Here is a 19272-nt window from a genome sequence, read left to right on the forward strand (position 1 = left end):
TGTTTTCTGGTCATCAATAACAAGGTCTGGCGCACAGTGTATTAGCGATTTGCTACCCGGGAAGAAATGAACCGATTTCCCAGACGTGTCGCCAGAGTGCCACGATGAAGTTTGGGCTGGCGGTATATTGGAAGTATGAAATATTTTGTACTGGTGGGCTGACGTATTAATCCTGAATCCTGCAAAAAATTTTCGAGCTAAAAAGTGAGAGCGTCATCGCTGTTTCTAAGTAAATTGCAGCACGCGAAAAAAGATAATCTACGGTATGACAATAATTTAAATGTCGTAACCAATGGACACATTAATTAGACTGCCTGAACATGCATGCTTATTCTACTCAGGTGTTCTGGTGGGTATAAAATGAAAGACGGTAAATTCGGACATCAAACGACGTCGTTATATATCCGAGCTACAGGTGGTTGATATAAAATACTCGTGAATATGCTTGTAGAATATGTGAAAAATTCATAAAGTCATTTTATATTGTTAGCTTTATTTAGCGCTATGCACTGGCGGTTGAAATTGAGAATGGGTGATTCTGATTACGTGAGATTGTTCAATTCCAGTCTATGTTTACTCTACAATAATGCAAATGACAGTGGACAAAGAAGCGCCATCAGGCGATGGATTCGCCGTAGAATGCTACTGCCTGAGCAGGATAGGCCACAGCAAGATCCTGAACTACCCCATGATTTTCAACATAATAAATATACCCATCTTCCTGAGCGTAAATATCCAACGTTACGCAACGCCCTCCACTCATGGAAAAGTCCTGCATTAACTTTTTGTCTGTCATATTGCTTTTCATTATCCAACTCAGGCGTGATTAATATCACGCCGTGCTGAAAAAACTCTATTCATACTGTTAATCCATGGTAACGTATCTTTAGCTGATCGATAAACTTTAGGGCTATAGTAAAAACGCTTCACGATAAAAATATAAATATCGGAAGATATTATTGACTTGATCATTATCAATGACCATCTTGAAGGCCGCCACCGGGAACAATGTGTCAGGAAAATAATAACTACTCTTTATATCATTTTAATATCGAAGATATCCCATTAACTAAAACATCTGTAATTCTATTGATCATTAAATCCTCGTTGTTAATAAAACAAATGGCTTCTTTTATTATTTTTTTTGAGGCTTATTTATGATCTATGTTATTGCTCTCGTTGTCCATCTTCTCAGATTTATTGTGGTGGGCAGAGTCCAAAGTGATGAAACCAAAGAACTGGTTGATGTCGTAACCGGATAACTCACTGCTATCCATTCATTACGTGGCCAGGATCACACGGGTACAGGATGAGCCGTAGAGCAAGGTCCGTAGGTTTACGGTGGGTTAGATAGTAAAAAGAAACGCGGCTGTCGGATTGTAGCCGCGGGACAAGGTCCAAAAATTTCCAAGAGTCGTTGAATTTCCCAGCTTTTTTGGAAGCACAGGTATCTTACTAATAACTAAAAAAGGTTTAAACTATAAAATTAACCGTATTTTTAGGTAATGCTTACCGACATATCCATACCGCGTTCAGACGGTTAACAGCGGGGCGGCAATCCTTAAGGATCAGCCTACGCAGCGACAGATATTGATAGCCTGAATCAGTATTGATCTGCTGGCAAGAACAGACTACTGTATATAAAAACAGTATAGCTTCAGGCAGATTATTATGTTGTTTATCAAGCCTGCGGATCTCCGCGAAATTGTGACTTTTCCGCTATTTAGCGATCTTGTTCAGTGTGGCTTTCCTTCACCGGCAGCGGATTACGTTGAACAGCGTATCGATCTGAATCAATTGCTTATTCAGCATCCCAGCGCGACTTACTTCGTCAAAGCGAGCGGAGACTCCATGATTGACGGTGGGATTAGTGACGGTGATTTATTGATTGTCGATAGCGCTATTACCGCCAGCCACGGTGATTTCGTCATCGCTGCTGTCGATGGCGAGTTTACGGTGAAAAAATTGCAGTTGCGCCCGACGGTACAGCTTATTCCCATGAATAGCGCGTACTCGCCGATTATCCTCGGCAGCGAGGATACGCTGGATGTCTTTGGCGTAGTTGTCCATGTAATAAAGGCGATGCGCTGATGTTTGCCCTTTGCGATGTGAACTCGTTTTATGCCAGTTGTGAAGCGGTGTTTCGCCCTGACTTATGGGGTAAACCGGTGGTTGTGCTATCGAATAATGACGGTTGCGTTATTGCCCGAAACGCTGAGGCAAAGGCGCTGGGCGTTAAAATGGGCGATCCCTGGTTCAAACAAAAAGAGCTGTTTCGTCGCTGTGGCGTTGTCTGCTTTAGCAGCAATTATGAGCTTTACGCAGACATGAGCAATCGGGTGATGTCGACGCTGGAAGAGCTATCTCCTCGCGTGGAGATTTACAGTATTGATGAAGCGTTCTGCGATTTGACGGGGGTACGTAACTGCCGCGATCTCACTGACTTTGGCAGAGAAATTCGCGCAACGGTACTGCAACGAACGCATCTCACCGTGGGGGTGGGTATCGCTCAGACCAAAACGCTGGCAAAACTTGCCAATCATGCGGCAAAAAAATGGCAGCGGCAGACCGGTGGGGTGGTGGATTTATCCAATCTGGAACGCCAGCGTAAATTAATGGCCGCTTTACCCGTAGATGAAGTCTGGGGAATTGGACGGCGCATCAGCAAAAAATTGAACGCGATGGGTATCAAAACCGTTCTGGATTTGGCGGATACTGATATCCGGTTTATCCGTAAACATTTTAATGTCGTGCTCGAAAGAACGGTGCGTGAACTGCGCGGCGAACCCTGTTTGCAGCTGGAAGAGTTTGCACCGACGAAGCAGGAAATTATCTGTTCCCGCTCGTTTGGCGAACGTATCACGGATTATGAATCGATGCGGCAGGCCATTTGTAGTTACGCCGCCCGGGCGGCAGAAAAACTCCGCAGTGAACATCAATATTGTCGGTTTATCTCCACGTTTATTAAAACGTCGCCATTTGCGCTCAATGAATCCTATTACGGTAATAGTGCGTCGGTAAAACTGCTGACGCCTACCCAGGACAGCAGAGACATTATTAACGCGGCTACGCGATCTCTGGACGCCATCTGGCAAGCGGGCCATCGCTACCAAAAAGCGGGCGTGATGTTGGGCGATTTTTTCAGTCAGGGAGTGGCGCAGCTAAATTTGTTCGATGACAACGCACCGCGTCCCGGTAGTGAACAATTGATGGCGGTAATGGATATGCTGAATGCTAAGGATGGCAGGGGAACACTCTATTTTGCCGGACAGGGGCTCCAGCAACAATGGCAGATGAAGCGTGCCATGCTTTCACCTCGTTATACAACGCGAAGTTCTGATTTACTGCGGGTCAAATAAACATAGCGGCAGGAAAAAGACGCTCCCGCAGGAGCGCCGAATTGATTAGCGACCAAACAGATCACGTTTTTTCGCTTTAAACGGCTGGGAAATCACCACCAGCACCGCGACAATCAGGTAAGCGATAAAAATACCGAGCAACCACTGTGGCATTTCCAGACCTAAAAATTCCCACTGACGCTCGGCACAATCGCCAGAGGCGACAAACACTTGTGGCACCCATTTATCCAGCGGCAGCCAGTCCGGGAAGCGAACCATGAAATCACAGGTCGCAAACGGTGAGGGATAGAGTTGAAGCATAGTGTGTTCGTAAGTTAACTGTACACCGCGGAACGCACTGTATAACCAGATAATCATTGCTACATAACGTAGCGGAGTTTTCGGGGCGATGGCGCCAATGAGTGCAGCGCCCAGAACGCCAAATAACGCACAACGTTCATAAATACAGAGCACGCAAGGTTTTAGTAACATCACATGCTGGAACCACAGCGCCGTCAGTTCCAGTGCCAGAGCGGTTAACGCCATTAACAACCACGCCCCCCGGCCTTGTGAACATTGGTTCAAAAATCGCAACATAATAATTTCCCTGCAATATGCATCGAATGCGCAGTTTAAACCAATTCATTCGTTGCGCCACCAGGAGGGAGTAAAAATAGGATGTAATTGAACAATTATCGGGCGAAAAGGCAAACCGGGCATAAATATGCCCGGTAAGTTGTTATCAAAGCGTTGCTATCCACCCCATTTGCATAAACCATTCGGTTACAGGGGCAAGAGTAAACTCGACGCAGAGCAGTCCGACGAGAGTCAGTACGAGGGTATAAGGCAGGGCCATCCACACCATGCGACCATAAGAGAGACGAATCAATGGCGCGAGTGCGGAGGTCAGCAGGAACAAGAATGCTGCCTGGCCGTTCGGCGTGGCGACGGAGGGCAGGTTGGTCCCGGTGTTAATAGCGACCGCCAGCAGCTCGTATTGCTTCAGGGTGATAACGCCACTCTCCATAGCTGCCTTCGCTTCGTTGATATAAATCGTCCCCACGAAGACGTTATCCGAAATGGATGACAGCAGGCCGTTGAAAATATAGAACAGTGACAACTGGGCGTGTTCCGATGCCTGTAGGACAAAATGAATAATTGGCGAGAACAATTGCTGGTCGATAATCACCGCAACTACCGAGAAAAAGACCGTCAACAATGCGGTAAACGGAAGTGATTCGGTGAAGGCTTTGCCGATAGCGTGTTCATCAGTCACACCGGTCAGTGATGTCGCCAGAATGATCACAGACAAACCAATTAAGCCAACTTCTGCCAGATGTAGTGCCAGCGCGATAACCAGCCAGACGCCGATGGCTGCCTGGACAATCAGGCGAACTTTATCCTGGCGGGTACGCTGTTGACGGCTTTGATCGTCAAACTGCTGCAGCACTTCGCGGACTTTCTCCGGCAGTGTTTCACCGTAGCCAAACCAACGCATTTTTTCCACCAGCAGGCAGGTTAACATGCCACCGATCAGGACCGGAACGGTTACCGGCGACATGCGCAGAAAGAAATCGCCAAAATGCCAGCCAGCGGCTTTGGCGATAATCAGGTTTTGCGGTTCGCCTACCATAGTCATCACGCCGCCTAATGCGGTACCGACGCCCGCGTGCATCATCAGGCTACGTAGAAAAGCACGGAACTGCTCCAGCACCACCTTGTAATGTTTGTCGATATGGCTGTCGTCTTGCAGGTCGGTATCTTCCGTGCGGGAAGAGGCTACGCGGTGATAAATACCATAAAAACCGACAGCGACGCTGATCACCACCGCCACGACGGTTAAGGCATCAAGGAACGCGGAGAGAAATGCTGCCGCAATGCAAAAAGAGAGCGACAACAGCATTTTGGAGCGAATGCTTAACAGCAAGCGGGTAAAAATGAACAGCAATAGCTGTTTCATAAAATAGATCCCCGCAACCATAAACATCAGTAGCAGCAAAACCTCAAGGTTTGCAGCCACCTCTTCCCGAACATGTCCTGCGCTGGTCATGCCAATAAATACGGCTTCGATAGCCAACAGACCACCTGGCAGTAGCGGATAGCACTTCAGGGCCATTGCCAGCGTGAAAATAAATTCCGCTACCAGCAGCCAGCCAGCAACAAAAGGACTGACGAGAAAAATGAGCGGGTTAATAATTAAAAAAATGATGAGGGCAAGTTTGTACCAGTCGGGTGACTGGCCTAAAAAATTGCGCCATAACGCGCGGCCCCAGGAGATTTCCATGATGGTTTCCCTTACCTTAGTAATAATCAATGATGTTTTTATGTTTAAGCGCAAAGCTTAACGGTCGGGCAGGAGTGAGGCAAGTATTGATGATCAAGGAGAAAGAGATGCAGAAAATGAAGCCTTGATCCCTTTTTTCTTCTTTTTGTCTGCTATCAGCGTGATTAGCCCTCTGGTATGATGAGTGCAACTTTGTTTTGCTGTGTTATGGAAATCTCACTATGGTCATTAAGGCGCAAAGCCCGGCGGGTTTCGCGGAAGAGTACATTATTGAAAGTATCTGGAATAACCGCTTCCCTCCCGGGACTATTTTGCCCGCAGAACGTGAACTTTCAGAATTAATTGGCGTAACGCGTACTACGTTACGCGAAGTGTTGCAGCGCCTGGCGCGAGACGGCTGGCTGACTATTCAACACGGCAAACCGACGAAGGTGAATAATTTCTGGGAAACCTCCGGGTTGAATATTCTTGAGACGCTGGCGCGACTGGATCACGAAAGTGTGCCGCAGCTTATTGATAATTTGCTGTCGGTGCGTACCAATATTTCAACCATTTTTATTCGCACCGCGTTTCGTCAGCATCCTGATAAAGCGCAAGAAGTGTTGGCAACCGCCAATGAAGTGGCCGATCACGCCGACGCCTTTGCTGATCTGGATTACAACATTTTCCGCGGTCTGGCGTTTGCTTCCGGTAACCCAATTTACGGTCTGATCCTTAACGGGATGAAAGGGCTGTATACGCGAATTGGTCGTCACTATTTCGCTAATCCGGAGGCGCGCAGTCTGGCACTGGGCTTCTATCACAAGTTATCGGCATTGTGCACTGAAGGCGCGCATGATCAGGTTTACGAAACAGTGCGCCGCTATGGGCATGAGAGTGGCGAGATATGGCACCGGATGCAGAAAAATCTGCCAGGTGATTTAGCCATTCAGGGGCGATAATCCCTTCCGTTTAAAAAGCAAACCCCTCAAACGAGGGGTTTTTTGTTGTTTTTACAGATTACCCATTCTTGGCGGGCAACGTTCCAGCAACTCGACGCTGCCGTCTTCGTTTTGCTGTTCGAGCATCACATCAAATCCCCACAGGCGATGCACATGCTTCAGCACCTCTTTACGCCCCCGGTCCAGCGGAGCGCGGTTATGCGGAATGTAGCGCAGCGTCAGTGAACGGTCGCCGCGTAAATCCACGTTCCAGATCTGAATATTCGGCTCCAGATTACTTAAGTTATATTGCGACGATAATCGGTTACGGATCTCCCGATAACCTTCCTCATTATGAATGGCAGAAATTTCCAGATAATTATGGCGATCGTCATCCAGCACAGTGAAGAAGCGGAAATCACGCATCACTTTCGGTGATAGGAACTGGCTGATAAAACTCTCATCTTTGAAATCACGCATCGCAAAATGCAATGTTTCCAGCCAGTCAGAACCGGCGATATCCGGGAACCAGTATTTGTCTTCTTCCGTTGGCGACTGACAAATCCGTTTAATATCCTGGAACATGGCGAAACCAAGCGCATACGGATTTATTCCGCTGTACCACGGGCTGTTATAGGGCGGCTGGAAGACCACATTGGTGTGGCTGTGCAAAAACTCCAGCATAAAACGTTCCGTTACTTTCCCTTCATCATACAGATGGTTAAGGATGGTATAGTGCCAGAAGGTCGCCCAGCCTTCATTCATCACCTGGGTCTGTTTTTGCGGATAAAAATACTGGCTCACCTTTCGCACGATGCGCAGGATTTCACGCTGCCATGATTCCAGCAGTGGGGCATTTTTCTCCATAAAATAAAGCAGGTTTTCTTGCGGCTCGGAAGGATAGCGGCGCGCTTCGGCGACTGTTTTCTCTTCTTCGCGCTTCGGCAGGGTACGCCACAGCATGTTGACCTGACTTTGCAGATACTCCTCGCGACTTTTCTGCCGGGCTTTTTCCTCCTGGAGAGAGATTTTTTGCGGACGTTTGTACCGGTCCACGCCGTAGTTCATCAGGGCATGACAGGAGTCCAGCAGCTTTTCTACTTCATCAACGCCATAACGCTCTTCGCACTCGGTAATATATTTACGGGCAAAAATCAGGTAATCGACAATGGAACTGGCGTCAGTCCAGCTGCGAAACAGGTAATTGTTTTTGAAGAAAGAGTTGTGACCATAGCAGGCGTGTGCCATCACCAGCGCCTGCATGGTAATGGTGTTCTCTTCCATCAGGTAAGCGATGCACGGGTTAGAGTTAATGACAATTTCATAGGCCAGCCCTTGCTGACCGTGCTTATACAGACGTTCGGTTTCGATAAACTTTTTACCGAATGACCAGTGCGGATAGTTAATCGGCATGCCGACGCTGGAGTAGGCATCCATCATCTGTTCCGAAGTGATCACTTCAATCTGGTGCGGGTAGGTATCCAGCCGATAGAGTTTCGCCACCCGGTCTATCTCTGCAAGGTAAACATCCAGCAGGTCGAACGTCCAGTCGGGTCCATCGCTCAAACGTGTGGTGTCCTTATTCATAGAATCGATCGTCGCCATACGCGCACCTCATTGTTGTCGGCGCTCTCTGTGTGGAGCTCCTCATTTCAAGCATAGAACACCTGTTAAAAACCGCGTCGCCGGAGAATTTTTTTCTTTGCGATTTCTTATTATCGGAGTGCCAATAATTAGCTTCTCAACGGAATTTTCTGCTGGATAAAAAGCACGTTCAGCAGGAGATGCCAAAGACAGCATATTCCCGCTGTGTCAGGGAGATGTGAGCTGGCTCACCATAAAAAACCCATATGTTGAATAATATTTTCAACTGAGTTATCAAGATGTAATTAGATTATTATTCTTTTACTGTATCTACCGTTATCGGAGTGGCTATGCGAGTTGTCATACTGGGAAGTGGTGTGGTAGGCGTTGCCAGCGCCTGGTATCTGAATCAGGCAGGACATGAGGTCACCGTCATTGATCGGGAACCGGGGGCGGCTCTTGAAACCAGCGCAGCGAATGCCGGGCAAATCTCCCCCGGCTATGCCGCGCCGTGGGCAGCACCAGGCGTGCCTTTAAAAGCGATTAAATGGATGTTTCAGCGCCATGCGCCGCTGGCCGTTCGTCTCGACGGTACGCAGTTCCAGTTGAAATGGATGTGGCAAATGTTACGTAACTGCGACACCAGCCACTATATGGAAAATAAAGGGCGGATGGTGCGCCTGGCGGAATACAGCCGTGATTGCCTGAAAGCATTACGCGCAGAGACAAATATCCAGTATGAAGGTCGGCAGGGCGGGACGCTGCAACTGTTCCGTACCGAACAACAGTATGAAAATGCCACTCGCGATATCGCCGTACTGGAAGATGCTGGTGTGCCGTACAAATTACTGGAATCCAGCCGCCTGGCGGAGGTGGAGCCCGCGCTGGCAGAAGTGGCGCACAAACTGACGGGCGGCCTGCAGTTACCCAATGACGAAACCGGAGACTGCCAGCTGTTTACCCAGAATCTGGCGCGGATGGCGGAGCAGGCAGGGGTTAAATTCCGCTTTAATACGCCAGTTGATCAGCTGCTTTGTGACGGCGAACAAATCTATGGCGTGAAGTGTGGTGATGAAGTGATTAAGGCCGATGCGTATGTTATGGCGTTTGGTTCTTACTCGACGGCGATGCTTAAAGGCATTGTTGATATTCCTGTATATCCGCTGAAGGGGTATTCCCTGACCATTCCGATAGCGCAGGCAGATGGCGCGCCGGTATCCACCATTCTGGATGAAACCTACAAAATCGCCATTACCCGTTTCGATAACCGCATCCGCGTTGGCGGAATGGCGGAAATTGTTGGCTTTAACACTGAACTGTTACAGCCGCGTCGTGAAACGCTGGAAATGGTCGTTCGCGATCTCTATCCGCGCGGCGGTCATGTCGAGCAGGCTACTTTCTGGACCGGTCTGCGCCCGATGACGCCAGACGGCACGCCGATTGTTGGTCGTTCACGCTTTAAAAATCTGTGGCTGAATACCGGTCACGGTACGCTCGGCTGGACGATGGCTTGCGGTTCCGGTCAGCTGTTAAGCGATCTGCTCTCGGGGCGCACGCCCGCTATCCCGTATGAGGATTTAAGCGTAGCGCGCTACAGCCGTGGATTTACGCCATCACGCCCGGGCCATTTACATGGCGCGCACAGCTAAGGAATCGAGATGACCAGACCGATACAGGCCAGCCTCGATCTACAGGCATTAAAACAGAATCTGAACATTGTCCGCCAGGCCGCGCCGCATGCGCGCGTCTGGTCGGTGGTAAAAGCGAACGCGTATGGGCATGGTATTGAACGTATCTGGAGTGCGCTCGGGGCGACTGATGGCTTTGCCTTACTTAATCTGGAAGAGGCCATTACCCTACGTGAGCGCGGCTGGAAAGGGCCGATCCTCATGTTGGAAGGTTTTTTCCACGCCCAGGATCTGGAGATTTATGACCAGTATCGCCTGACTACCTGCGTTCACAGTAACTGGCAGCTCAAGGCGTTGCAAAACGCGCGACTAAAAGCACCACTGGATATTTATCTTAAAGTGAACAGTGGAATGAATCGGCTGGGCTTCCTGCCCGATCGCGTGTCCACCGTCTGGCAGCAGCTGCGGGCGATGGCGAATGTTGGCGAAATGACCCTGATGTCGCATTTTGCCGAGGCCGAGCATCCTGATGGGATTACCGAGGCGATGGCGCGTGTTGACCAGGCGGCGGAAGGGCTTGAGTGTCGACGTTCGTTGTCTAACTCGGCCGCGACGCTGTGGCATCCGGAAGCGCATTTTGACTGGGTGCGTCCGGGGATTGTTTTGTATGGTGCATCGCCGTCCGGTCAGTGGCGCGATATCGCCAATACCGGATTACGTCCGGTAATGACGTTAAGCAGCGAGATTATTGGTATCCAGACGCTAAAAGCGGGAGATCGTGTGGGCTATGGCGGTCGCTATACCGCGCGCGATGAACAGCGAATTGGCATTGTTGCCGCCGGATACGCTGACGGTTATCCGCGTCATGCGCCAACCGGTACGCCGGTTTTAGTCGACGGCGTACGCACCATGACGGTAGGGACTGTCTCGATGGATATGCTGGCGGTCGATTTAACGCCTTGCCCGCAGGCGGGTATTGGTACACCGGTTGAGCTGTGGGGCAAAGAGATCAAAATTGATGATGTCGCCGCCGCTGCCGGAACCGTTGGCTATGAGTTGATGTGCGCGCTGGCGTTACGTGTGCCTGTTGTGACGGTGTAACTTGTTGTAGCCGGATGCGACCAGCGTCGTATCCGGCGATACAAGACGGATCAAACTTAAGATTCGGCTTCTTCCTCCGCTACCCGAACGCCAATCTTCAGCACTTCATTATTTTCTTTCTCGGCCACCGTCCAGATCATCCCGGCAAACTCCACCTGATCACCGACAACCGGAGCCGCGCCTAACAATTGCTGGACAATTTCCCCCAGCGTTTGCTGTTTATCGCGATACTCCCGACCGTCTTCCAGACCATATATCAGCGCCACATCGGCATATTTGGCACTGGCTTCAAGAATGAAGTCACCAAAGAAGCGTTGATCCAGCGCGACTGGCGGTGACTGGCTGAACAGTTTACCGAGCGCCGGGAGATCGCGTTCCCGACCAATCACGCACAAGACGTCGCCTTCACGCAGTCGGGTGCTGCCAGTGGGATGAAGCAATTGGTTATCACGAAATAGTGCCGCAATACGCGTCTCTTTTGGCATATGCAGATCGCGCAGCGCCGCGCCCACGCACCATTTATCGGCACTCAACTGATAAACAAACTGTTCCCACGGGTTTTCCGGATGAATATCAAGGCCAACGCGTGATACCGGGCGTCCGACGGGCGGAACCACCACTTTGGCTTTTTTCGCCGCCCACGAGAGCGACGTTCCCTGTAACAACAGCGAAACCAGAACCACGAAGAAGGCGACATTAAAGAACAGCCGTGCATTCTCCAGGCCCGCCATCATCGGGAACACCGCCAGGATAATTGGCACCGCGCCGCGCAGCCCGACCCAACTGATAAATACGCGCTCGCGCAAATTGAAGCCACGGAACGGCAGCAATCCGGCAAATACCGAAAGGGGACGAGCGAAGAAAATCATCCATGCGGACAAAATGAGCGCTGGAATGGCAATAGGCAGTAAGTCGCTTGGGTTAACCAACAGCCCAAGCACCAGGAACATGGCGATCTGCGCCAGCCAGGCGAGGCCGTCGAAATTCTGCAGAATGCCGTAGCGGTTGCGAATAGGGCGATTACCCAGCAGAAAACCGCACAGATACACCGCCAGAATACCGCTACCTTCCAGCGCAGTGGTTAATGAGAAAATCAGAATACCGCCGCTTAATGCCAGCAATGGATATAATCCGGCAGGCAGGGCGATGCGGTTGATCATTTGCAGCAGTAAATAACCGCCACCAAGACCTATTACAATGCCCAGACCAAATTGCTGCAGAATATCGATAATGAACATCCAGCTAATATTGCTCTCATGATGCTGGATCATCGCAATCAGGGTAATGGTCAGAAAGACCGCCATTGGATCATTACTGCCGGATTCAATTTCCAGCGTCGAGCCAACACGTTCGTTAAGCCCCTTGCCGCCAAGCAGAGAAAATACCGCAGCGGCATCCGTGGAACCGACAATGGCGCCGATTAATAAGCCTTCAATCAAATTGAGATTAAAAAGCCACGCCGCCATCATGCCGGTTAAACCAGAAGTAATCAGCACGCCCACCGTCGCCAGTGACAGCGCCGGACCTAACGCCACGCGAAATGAACTGGCCTGGGTACGCATCCCACCATCGAGCAAAATAATCGCCAGCGCGAGGTTACTTACCATGTAAGCAAAAGGATAATTATCAAACGGGATGCCGCCGACGCCATCAACCCCCGCCAGCATGCCGATCGCCAGAAAAATAACCAGAATGGGAATGCCAAGACGGGAAGAAAATGAACTAAGTAAAATACTGCTGGTGACAAGGATGGATCCTAAGATGAAAAGGCTAATTATTGTTGTGGCATCCAACGGTCGGTTACTCCTGATTACGCTGTCTCTTATATAAACCCTACCATATTAGCGGCAGAAACAGCGTTTTACTTAGCCCTGAAACGTGATTTTTTTACACTTTAAGAACAGGATGACCACTAATCGTCAACTGTGTGCCTTCCTGGGTGTGATTAAGGATGGCATGTGCGCCCAACGGCAGCGTAACTGTGCGTTGTTCATGACCAAAATCGAGGCCAGTTATGAGTGGAATAGACAGGCGGGAACGCAAGAACGCGTACACCGACTCCAGGTTGTAACCCGCGTCATAATTATTGGGCGTGCTACCACTGAAGCTACCGAGGATAATCGCCTTCTGACGCGGTAAAATTCCGGCATGATAGAGCTGTAACAGCATACGTTCGACGCGGAAAGGGTGCTCGTTAATATCTTCCAGCACCAGAATACCGTTCTCAATTTGCGGCATCCACGGCGTACCAATCAGCGAAATCAGCATCGCGAGATTGCCTCCCCACAACGTGCCTTCGGTCCGACACGTCGGGCCTTCCCCTTGCCATTCAATGGTGAATGTTTCATTGCGTAATGCCAGCCAGAAATGGTGCTCGGTAAAGGCGTTCAGCTCTTCCGCGCCAAAATTCGCCACCAGCATCGGGCCGCTAAAGGTGATGACATTACCCTGGGTCAGCAGTCCACACTGGATGGCTGTGAAATCGCTATGCCCGCAGATCAGCAACGGATTATGTTGTTGGCGAGCAACCAGCGCCTGCCAGTCAATATCCGCCAGTAAGCGGCTGGCGCCGTAACCGCCGCGAACCGCCAGTACGATAGTGTTGGGTGATGTCAGCCCTGCAAGGGAATTAATATCCGCCAGCCGCTCCGTTTCCGTACCTGCAAACCGCTCACAGCGACGGGCAATGACCTCTACGTTATTGACCTGATGACCCGCATCCATCAGGCGTTGAATACCGCGCTGCGCGGCGTGCTGATTAATGCAGTAACCCGACGGGGCGATTAAGTGAAACTGAGACATGGCAATTCCTTGCTGACAACAGAAACGAATTGTATATCATGCCGCTTAGGTGTGCCGTTGTCACCTCAACGGCGATTCCAGGCTATAAGGATAGATGAAGTGAAATTGAGATGGTTTGCCTTTTTGATTGTGTTATTAGCGGGTTGTTCATCAAAACATGACTATACGAATCCTCCGTGGAACGCGAAAGTTCCGGTACAACGTGCAATGAAGTGGATGCCAATAAGTCAGAAAGCCGGTGCTGCCTGGGGTGTCGATCCACAATTGATCACGGCGATTATCGCTATCGAGTCGGGCGGTAACCCGAACGCGGTGAGTAAATCGAATGCCATTGGTTTGATGCAGTTAAAAGCCTCCACGTCCGGACGCGATGTTTATCGCCGTATGGGCTGGAGTGGTGAGCCGACGACCAGTGAGCTGAAAAATCCAGAGCGTAATATCTCAATGGGGGCAGCTTACCTGAATATTCTGGAAACCGGCCCGCTGGCAGGTATTGAAGATCCGAAAGTACTGCAATATGCGCTGGTAGTGTCATACGCTAACGGGGCAGGCGCACTGCTACGGACTTTCTCCTCAGATCGGAAAAAGGCGATCAGCAAAATCAACGATCTGGACGCTGACGAGTTCCTCGATCACGTCGCGAGAAATCACCCCGCGCCGCAGGCTCCACGTTATATCTATAAACTCGAGCAGGCTCTGGACGCAATGTAACTCAGTCGCGTACTTTGTCCGCTTTCTCACGGGCTTCCCGCTCCAGTGAGAAAATAATTCGCTGTAATTGCCGCTCCACCGTCGGGCTGACGTTAAGAAAACGAAAGCTCAGACGGGGAGTGGAGACGGTTTCATTTTTACCATCAATCAATTTACGCTCGCTGATCGTCAGTAACTGGGCATCAAAGTGAAAAATGCCCCATTGTCCCATGTTGACTTCAATCTGTGCGAAGCGCATGCCTTCTTGCAATCCGGCAGGCTTTGCCGTTTCCAGTAATGCGCCCATGCCGCCTAACGACAAATCATACAGGCGAAAACGTAACGTGCTGTTATCCGCCAGTTTGGTCTGGCAAAAATAAGGCGGATGGAGCGGGGCGGAGATGCGGAAATATCTGCGTCGCTGCACAAACCATAGCGCGGGAGGTGGTGCGGTAATAAAGGCCGGAAGCTGCAGGTATTCACTTTGCTGTAATTGTTCAACAGTAAACTCGACTTTCGCACCCTGAGTTTCGGCGGTAATGGTAATGTGCCGCGCCTTAAGCACGGCATTGTTGTCTTCTGCTTGACTGCCGTAATCCAGCACCAGCTTATCCGAGGTTATTGCCAGTATTTTGCTGATCAGTTGACCGTCACTCCAACTGATACGCAAGGGAATTGCGGCTTTATGCAAATCGCGTAAAACGCCCAACACTGCTAAAGGATTTTGTTTCAGGAACTGCTCATGGTAGTGACTCACGCGGAAAAACTCCTGACCGACAAACTGTCTTTGGTTTATCGGTAGCGATTAACAAAACTTTATACAAATGAGAATTTTTTTTACATATTGGCTGCAAATCAACCGCCAGACGCCCAACATCAAACTTACCCTTGCCTATACTTAGAGCGTTGACGTAAGCATTTCTTGCGTCCTGTTCATAGAAACGAGGGCCTGAACATGGGAATTATTGCCTGGATTATTTTTGGCCTGATAGCCGGCATTATCGCCAAGCTAATCATGCCGGGGCGTGATGGTGGTGGATTTTTCCTGACCTGTATTCTCGGGATAGTCGGTGCGGTGGTCGGCGGCTGGCTGGCGACCATGTTTGGCATTGGCGGCTCCATCAGCGGTTTTAATCTGCACAGCTTCCTGGTGGCGGTAGTGGGAGCTATTCTCGTTCTGGGCGTATTCCGCCTCCTGCGAAGAGAATAAGATTTTCATAAGGCGGATAGCGATACAGATGCCGCTATCCGCTTTCACATCAGAACGTATACTCGACACCTGCCCAGAAATTGCGACCTTCTTCAATAAACCCTTCACTGTAGGCATATTGGGTATCAAACAGGTTATTGATCGACGCATTGACGCTGAAGCCATGACCTAAGGCGTAATCGGCTCGAATGTGGGTCACCGCAAAACCGGCGGCTTTTTGTGAACCGTCACTGTTGCTGTAGCTGGAGGAACGCGCCTCTTCCGACAGTGTTACGCTTAACGGCTCCCACGGTTTGAGAGTCATCCATGCGGTCATTGTCTGCGTTGGCAGATCGGTTATCTTGCCGATGTCTTTGCGTTTAGCGTCAGCGTGGATCAGGGCGTAGCTCAACCCTACATCCAGTATATTGCTGATTTTCCCCTTAATACCGGCGTCCAGACCGCTGTAATCCACCGTGCCGCTGTTCTGGTTTTGAATGGTATCGGCATCGATATTGTGCGAGAGGATGGCATCACTCACCCGATTATAGTAAACGCTGACCTCAAATCCCCAGTCGCGCGTGAAGGCACCATTCCAGGTTAAATCTACCCCGCGTGCGCGTTCCGGCTTGAGCTGCGGGTTAACAATCGCTATCTGGTTATACGCTGGTTTGGACGTGGTATAGCGTTCTTTCAGCGTCGGAAAGCGTGTGCGGTCATAGTACGAAAGCGCCAGCGTGTCTTCATTGGCAAAGTGGTATTTCCCCATCACCTGCCAGTTAAAAGCTGACTGATTGTTGTCGTCATAATGGGTGATGCTGCCATCGTTCTCATGTTTTTTCGCTTCTACACTATCGCGCCAGTCATAGCTGATTCCCGCCACGACATCGACATTATCGGCGGCAGCCCATTGATATTCACTGGCGAGCGACCAGGTGCGATCTTCATAGCGATCGTAAGCGGCGTGCGGCGCACCTTTTTCCCGGTGTACGTCATCTTTCCAGTTAACGGCAAACGACAGCAGATCGTTTTCACGCACATCGGCTGCCAGTTGTAATCCGGCACCGTCGCTGTAATCGGAATAATGGCTGTAGCTGCCTTTTTTATTTTTCAAATCAGCCAGCGAGTTGTACATCATCAGCGTATTTTCAAAGGTGTCGCGATACAGCCGACTTTTCAAAGTAAAACGCTCGTTTAGCTGGGTCGTTCCCTGATAATAAAAACTTTCTTTGTCATACTCCGGCCACTGCCAGTAGCGTGATTTCTGACCACTGTTTCCGCTGTATGGCGGGTTATCTTTTTCACCATCCTGCTTAATGTAAGTCAGTGTGTATTCATCGTTTTCGCGCGGTGTAAAACCGAGCTTCACAATGCCGCGTTTATCATCAGCCGATGAGTTAATCATCTTGCCGTGTTTGCCTGCAATATCGTTATTTACACCATGCGGCAGGCCGAGAAAATCCTGCTTTAGCTGGCTACCGCTGACTTGCAAATACCCCAGATCGCTGCTGGCGGCAAATGAAGCATGCATATCGTAGGCATTGTCCCGGCTACGGCTCCATCCCTGGCGATATCCCAGATTTGCTTCCAGAGGTTTCGTTGGCTTCCGGGTGGTGATATTAATGGCACCGCCCATCTGATTAGGCCCCTGAAGCAGCGACGAATACCCTTTGGAAACTTCGACCGCGCCCAGATTGTTGGTCAGAATCCGCGCCAGATCGAGGTTGCCGTCATAGGGAACATAAATCGGTACGCCGTCGAAATAGACCGGTACCTGACGGCTATCAAAACCACGAACTTTGACCTGTTCTTCGTTGCGGCTGCCTGACTTTTGCAGCACTACGCCAGGGACGACGCTTAATGCCTGAGCGACATTCTGCTTATCCAGGGCCTTCATGGTGGGGTGATCGAGAACGGTGGTCGTCGTCGATGATACCGGACTGGACCATACGGTCAGCGTGTCGCTTTCCTGAGCCGCTACGGCCTGCTGGGTAAAGGCAAGTGATAGTGCTGTGCAGAGATAACGTTTTTTGAGTCTCATAGAATAAATTCCGTTTAACAAAGAATTAAAAAGAGGCTGCGGGTTGCAGACTGACTTTGATGTCAGCCGGTGCCGCGTAATAAGGCGCGGAAGTAATAAAAAGGCGAATGCCGCAGTCGAGGTAATTTTTGAGTGTCGTCAGATTAATTCCGCCGGTCAGAGCCAGCGTGCAGTGGGGAGCCAGCGACGGCGCTATTTGCGCAATTTCAGTTGCCTGCTGCGGACTAAATTTGTCGAGCTGAAGTACGTCTGGTTGCGCGCGTAACGCGGCGATAGCCTCTTCAGACGTGTCGGCTTCAACAACAATTTTCTTCTCGGGGGCGTGGCGACGTAACTGGGCGATTGCGCCCGACCAGTCCTGATTGTCAGCAAGAAAATGACGGTGGTTGGCGAACAATAATATAGTTTCCGCACATCCGGCACGGTGAATCAGCCCGCCAGCGGCAATGACAGCTTGTGTTGCCAGCAACCGGGTTCCAGGGATAGCTTTTCGGGTGCAGGCGATATTGCCGTCAGGATAACGTTCACGAAGCAACGCCAGCATTTGAGCGAGATAATCTGAGACGCCGCAACTCCACTCCAGTACGTTCTGGACCGCTTTCCATCCCTGATGAAGCGCAGCAGCGTCGCCGTGGGCATGGATCAGCCGCTGACCTGCATCCGCTTGTGAACCGTCGCTGACCGCGTCATCAATGGTTAACCCCAGCGTGGTTAACATCTTACACGCGACAGAAACGCCGCTGACGCAGCCGCCCTGGCGGTGAAAAAACGCAATATAGCCAGGCTGGTGTCCAATATTTAATGCCCGCGTGGTCAGGTCACCGCCCTGGATATCTTCCAGAAGTAACGCATCGATTTGTGCCTGAGAAATGAAGATCATCGCAGTGCCTCCGGCGGCACGCTATCCCACCAGATGAGCGCCCAGTCGCGGCTGGCAGGGGCGAGGGCACGAGCATCTTGTTGTTGATACCAGCGATATAACCGTTCACGCTCATCGTCGTTAAGCGCGCCAAGACTCCAGCTGACGTTCTGCTCAAAACGTTCCCAGGTGCTGTTATCCTGTTGGCAATTTTGTCCACGGATAAAATCGACGTGAGCATAAATTCCCATTTGATACAGGACGTTGAGCGCAAAGATATAGTTGGGTAATTCGATCACTTCCCGACCTGCCGCCCGCTGAATGGCCGGGGAGACGAACGAGGTGCTGACCAGATGGGTGGTGTAGACGCGCAGCCGTGCCTGATTATTCAGTTTGCTCATTACCTGGCGCATATCAGCCACCAGTGTGGATCGGGAAGCCACGGCAATATCGCAGCGTGGCAGGTCACTCCAGTCCTCTTCCCAGGCGCGCTGGATCCAGTGGACATTGTCTGCCTTCAGCGCGGCGGCGCGGCGGGCGGCAACGTTCAGCATCCCCTGACTGTAATCAACGCCATAAATCGTAGTGAGTTTGTCAGCCAGCGCCAGCGATACGGTGCCTGGTCCGCAGCCCATATCGAATAAGGTCTGCGCGCCTTGCAGGTCAATTTTAGCGATCAGTTGTTGCAGGTAGCTGTCCGTTGGCGAGGCACAATTTTCAGCCATTTTCTCCGCCCGTTGATCCCAGTGATCGGGCGTTTTTTCTGTGCGGTGAGCCAGTTTGAGTTGCTGCAGATAAAGGTCTGCAAAATCAATATCATCAATGAGCATGATTGT

Annotated in this window: 17 protein-coding genes; 7 read left to right on the forward strand and 10 right to left on the reverse strand. The window is 50.5% G+C overall.

All coding sequences use genetic code 11. The features are described from left to right. Window positions 1-616: 616 nt before the first annotated feature. Window positions 617-808: a hypothetical protein gene (locus FEK50_RS24560; protein ID WP_135406425.1), complete on the reverse strand. Its 192-nt coding sequence runs from the start codon at window positions 806-808 to the stop codon at window positions 617-619. Window positions 809-1671: 863 nt separating this feature from the next. On the opposite strand from FEK50_RS24560, the gene FEK50_RS17845 reads away from it, so the two are divergent. Next, window positions 1672-2091 (forward strand): translesion error-prone DNA polymerase V autoproteolytic subunit, encoded by a 420-nt coding sequence (locus FEK50_RS17845; protein ID WP_131162230.1) that lies wholly within the window; start codon window positions 1672-1674, stop codon window positions 2089-2091. Continuing rightward, window positions 2091-3359 carry a DNA polymerase V catalytic protein gene (umuC, locus tag FEK50_RS17850; RefSeq protein WP_131162229.1) on the forward strand — a complete coding sequence of 423 codons (1269 nt, stop codon included), beginning with the start codon at window positions 2091-2093 and terminating at the stop codon, window positions 3357-3359. Before FEK50_RS17845 ends, umuC begins: the two co-directional genes overlap by 1 nt. A gap of 45 nt (window positions 3360-3404) precedes the next feature. Here the strand turns inward: umuC and dsbB are convergent, their stop codons facing one another. Together dsbB and nhaB are read right to left on the reverse strand one after the other, a co-directional pair. Beyond that, on the reverse strand, window positions 3405-3935 hold the full coding sequence (dsbB, locus tag FEK50_RS17855) for a disulfide bond formation protein DsbB (RefSeq protein ID WP_130205621.1): 531 nt from the start codon (window positions 3933-3935) through the stop codon (window positions 3405-3407). Window positions 3936-4080: 145 nt separating this feature from the next. Then, the gene (gene nhaB / locus FEK50_RS17860; RefSeq protein ID WP_130259690.1) at window positions 4081-5622 is read right to left on the reverse strand and encodes a Na(+)/H(+) antiporter NhaB; all 1542 of its coding nucleotides are present in this window, start codon (window positions 5620-5622) and stop codon (window positions 4081-4083) included. A 221-nt stretch (window positions 5623-5843) separates the two neighbouring features. Here nhaB and fadR point away from each other — a divergent pair, with 221 nt between their 5' ends. Continuing rightward, a complete protein-coding gene (fadR, locus tag FEK50_RS17865) occupies window positions 5844-6563 on the forward strand; it encodes a fatty acid metabolism transcriptional regulator FadR (RefSeq protein ID WP_130215962.1) in 720 nt (239 codons plus the stop codon). 51 nt (window positions 6564-6614) lie between these two features. Here the strand turns inward: fadR and FEK50_RS17870 are convergent, their stop codons facing one another. Next, on the reverse strand, window positions 6615-8147 hold the full coding sequence (locus FEK50_RS17870) for a SpoVR family protein (RefSeq protein ID WP_130205627.1): 1533 nt from the start codon (window positions 8145-8147) through the stop codon (window positions 6615-6617). A gap of 329 nt (window positions 8148-8476) precedes the next feature. On the opposite strand from FEK50_RS17870, the gene dadA reads away from it, so the two are divergent. Beyond that, window positions 8477-9775, forward strand: coding sequence for a D-amino acid dehydrogenase (gene dadA, locus FEK50_RS17875; protein WP_131162228.1), 1299 nt, complete (start codon window positions 8477-8479; stop codon window positions 9773-9775). Window positions 9776-9784: 9 nt separating this feature from the next. Beyond that, the gene (dadX, locus tag FEK50_RS17880; protein ID WP_130259691.1) at window positions 9785-10855 is read left to right on the forward strand and encodes a catabolic alanine racemase DadX; all 1071 of its coding nucleotides are present in this window, start codon (window positions 9785-9787) and stop codon (window positions 10853-10855) included. Window positions 10856-10911: 56 nt separating this feature from the next. On the opposite strand, the gene FEK50_RS17885 is transcribed toward dadX, so the two are convergent. Continuing rightward, window positions 10912-12648 carry a potassium/proton antiporter gene (locus FEK50_RS17885; RefSeq protein WP_131162227.1) on the reverse strand — a complete coding sequence of 579 codons (1737 nt, stop codon included), beginning with the start codon at window positions 12646-12648 and terminating at the stop codon, window positions 10912-10914. A 94-nt stretch (window positions 12649-12742) separates the two neighbouring features. Further along, the gene (gene ldcA / locus FEK50_RS17890) at window positions 12743-13657 is read right to left on the reverse strand and encodes a muramoyltetrapeptide carboxypeptidase (protein WP_130205635.1); all 915 of its coding nucleotides are present in this window, start codon (window positions 13655-13657) and stop codon (window positions 12743-12745) included. A gap of 99 nt (window positions 13658-13756) precedes the next feature. On the opposite strand from ldcA, the gene emtA reads away from it, so the two are divergent. After that, a complete protein-coding gene (emtA, locus tag FEK50_RS17895) occupies window positions 13757-14368 on the forward strand; it encodes a membrane-bound lytic murein transglycosylase EmtA (RefSeq protein ID WP_130205637.1) in 612 nt (203 codons plus the stop codon). 1 nt (window position 14369) lies between these two features. On the opposite strand, the gene FEK50_RS17900 is transcribed toward emtA, so the two are convergent. Further along, a complete protein-coding gene (locus FEK50_RS17900; RefSeq protein WP_130259694.1) occupies window positions 14370-15104 on the reverse strand; it encodes a flagellar brake protein in 735 nt (244 codons plus the stop codon). A 198-nt stretch (window positions 15105-15302) separates the two neighbouring features. Here FEK50_RS17900 and FEK50_RS17905 point away from each other — a divergent pair, with 198 nt between their 5' ends. After that, window positions 15303-15557 carry a GlsB/YeaQ/YmgE family stress response membrane protein gene (locus tag FEK50_RS17905; protein WP_000511315.1) on the forward strand — a complete coding sequence of 85 codons (255 nt, stop codon included), beginning with the start codon at window positions 15303-15305 and terminating at the stop codon, window positions 15555-15557. 49 nt (window positions 15558-15606) lie between these two features. Here FEK50_RS17905 and FEK50_RS17910 read toward each other — a convergent pair whose 3' ends face one another. From FEK50_RS17910 to FEK50_RS17920, 3 genes are read right to left on the reverse strand one after another with little or no spacing between them, the layout of a single operon-like run. Then, complete coding sequence (locus FEK50_RS17910) at window positions 15607-17577, reverse strand: TonB-dependent receptor (RefSeq protein ID WP_131162226.1); 1971 nt, start codon at window positions 17575-17577, stop codon at window positions 15607-15609. A gap of 25 nt (window positions 17578-17602) precedes the next feature. Beyond that, complete coding sequence (gene modD, locus FEK50_RS17915; RefSeq protein ID WP_130259696.1) at window positions 17603-18457, reverse strand: ModD protein; 855 nt, start codon at window positions 18455-18457, stop codon at window positions 17603-17605. Next, the gene (locus FEK50_RS17920) at window positions 18454-19266 is read right to left on the reverse strand and encodes a class I SAM-dependent methyltransferase (protein WP_131162225.1); all 813 of its coding nucleotides are present in this window, start codon (window positions 19264-19266) and stop codon (window positions 18454-18456) included. The genes modD and FEK50_RS17920 overlap by 4 nt, the downstream gene beginning before the upstream one ends. Window positions 19267-19272: the final 6 nt, after the last annotated feature.

This window comes from Escherichia sp. E2586 (genome assembly GCF_005781105.1).
In the GTDB taxonomy this organism is placed as follows: Bacteria; Pseudomonadota; Gammaproteobacteria; order Enterobacterales; family Enterobacteriaceae; genus Escherichia.

Excerpts from the sequence above, each read along its gene's own strand:
- FEK50_RS24560 (WP_135406425.1), bottom strand. The coding sequence starts at position 808 with ATGAAAAGCAATATGACAGACAAAAAGTTAATGCAGGACTTTTCCATG.
- FEK50_RS17845 (WP_131162230.1), top strand. The coding sequence starts at position 1,672 with ATGTTGTTTATCAAGCCTGCGGATCTCCGCGAAATTGTGACTTTTCCG.
- umuC (WP_131162229.1), top strand. The coding sequence starts at position 2,091 with ATGTTTGCCCTTTGCGATGTGAACTCGTTTTATGCCAGTTGTGAAGCG.
- dsbB (WP_130205621.1), bottom strand. The coding sequence starts at position 3,935 with ATGTTGCGATTTTTGAACCAATGTTCACAAGGCCGGGGGGCGTGGTTG.
- nhaB (WP_130259690.1), bottom strand. The coding sequence starts at position 5,622 with ATGGAAATCTCCTGGGGCCGCGCGTTATGGCGCAATTTTTTAGGCCAG.
- fadR (WP_130215962.1), top strand. The coding sequence starts at position 5,844 with ATGGTCATTAAGGCGCAAAGCCCGGCGGGTTTCGCGGAAGAGTACATT.
- FEK50_RS17870 (WP_130205627.1), bottom strand. The coding sequence starts at position 8,147 with ATGGCGACGATCGATTCTATGAATAAGGACACCACACGTTTGAGCGAT.
- dadA (WP_131162228.1), top strand. The coding sequence starts at position 8,477 with ATGCGAGTTGTCATACTGGGAAGTGGTGTGGTAGGCGTTGCCAGCGCC.
- dadX (WP_130259691.1), top strand. The coding sequence starts at position 9,785 with ATGACCAGACCGATACAGGCCAGCCTCGATCTACAGGCATTAAAACAG.
- ldcA (WP_130205635.1), bottom strand. The coding sequence starts at position 13,657 with ATGTCTCAGTTTCACTTAATCGCCCCGTCGGGTTACTGCATTAATCAG.
- FEK50_RS17905 (WP_000511315.1), top strand. The coding sequence starts at position 15,303 with ATGGGAATTATTGCCTGGATTATTTTTGGCCTGATAGCCGGCATTATC.
- FEK50_RS17910 (WP_131162226.1), bottom strand. The coding sequence starts at position 17,577 with ATGAGACTCAAAAAACGTTATCTCTGCACAGCACTATCACTTGCCTTT.
- modD (WP_130259696.1), bottom strand. The coding sequence starts at position 18,457 with ATGATCTTCATTTCTCAGGCACAAATCGATGCGTTACTTCTGGAAGAT.
- FEK50_RS17920 (WP_131162225.1), bottom strand. The coding sequence starts at position 19,266 with ATGCTCATTGATGATATTGATTTTGCAGACCTTTATCTGCAGCAACTC.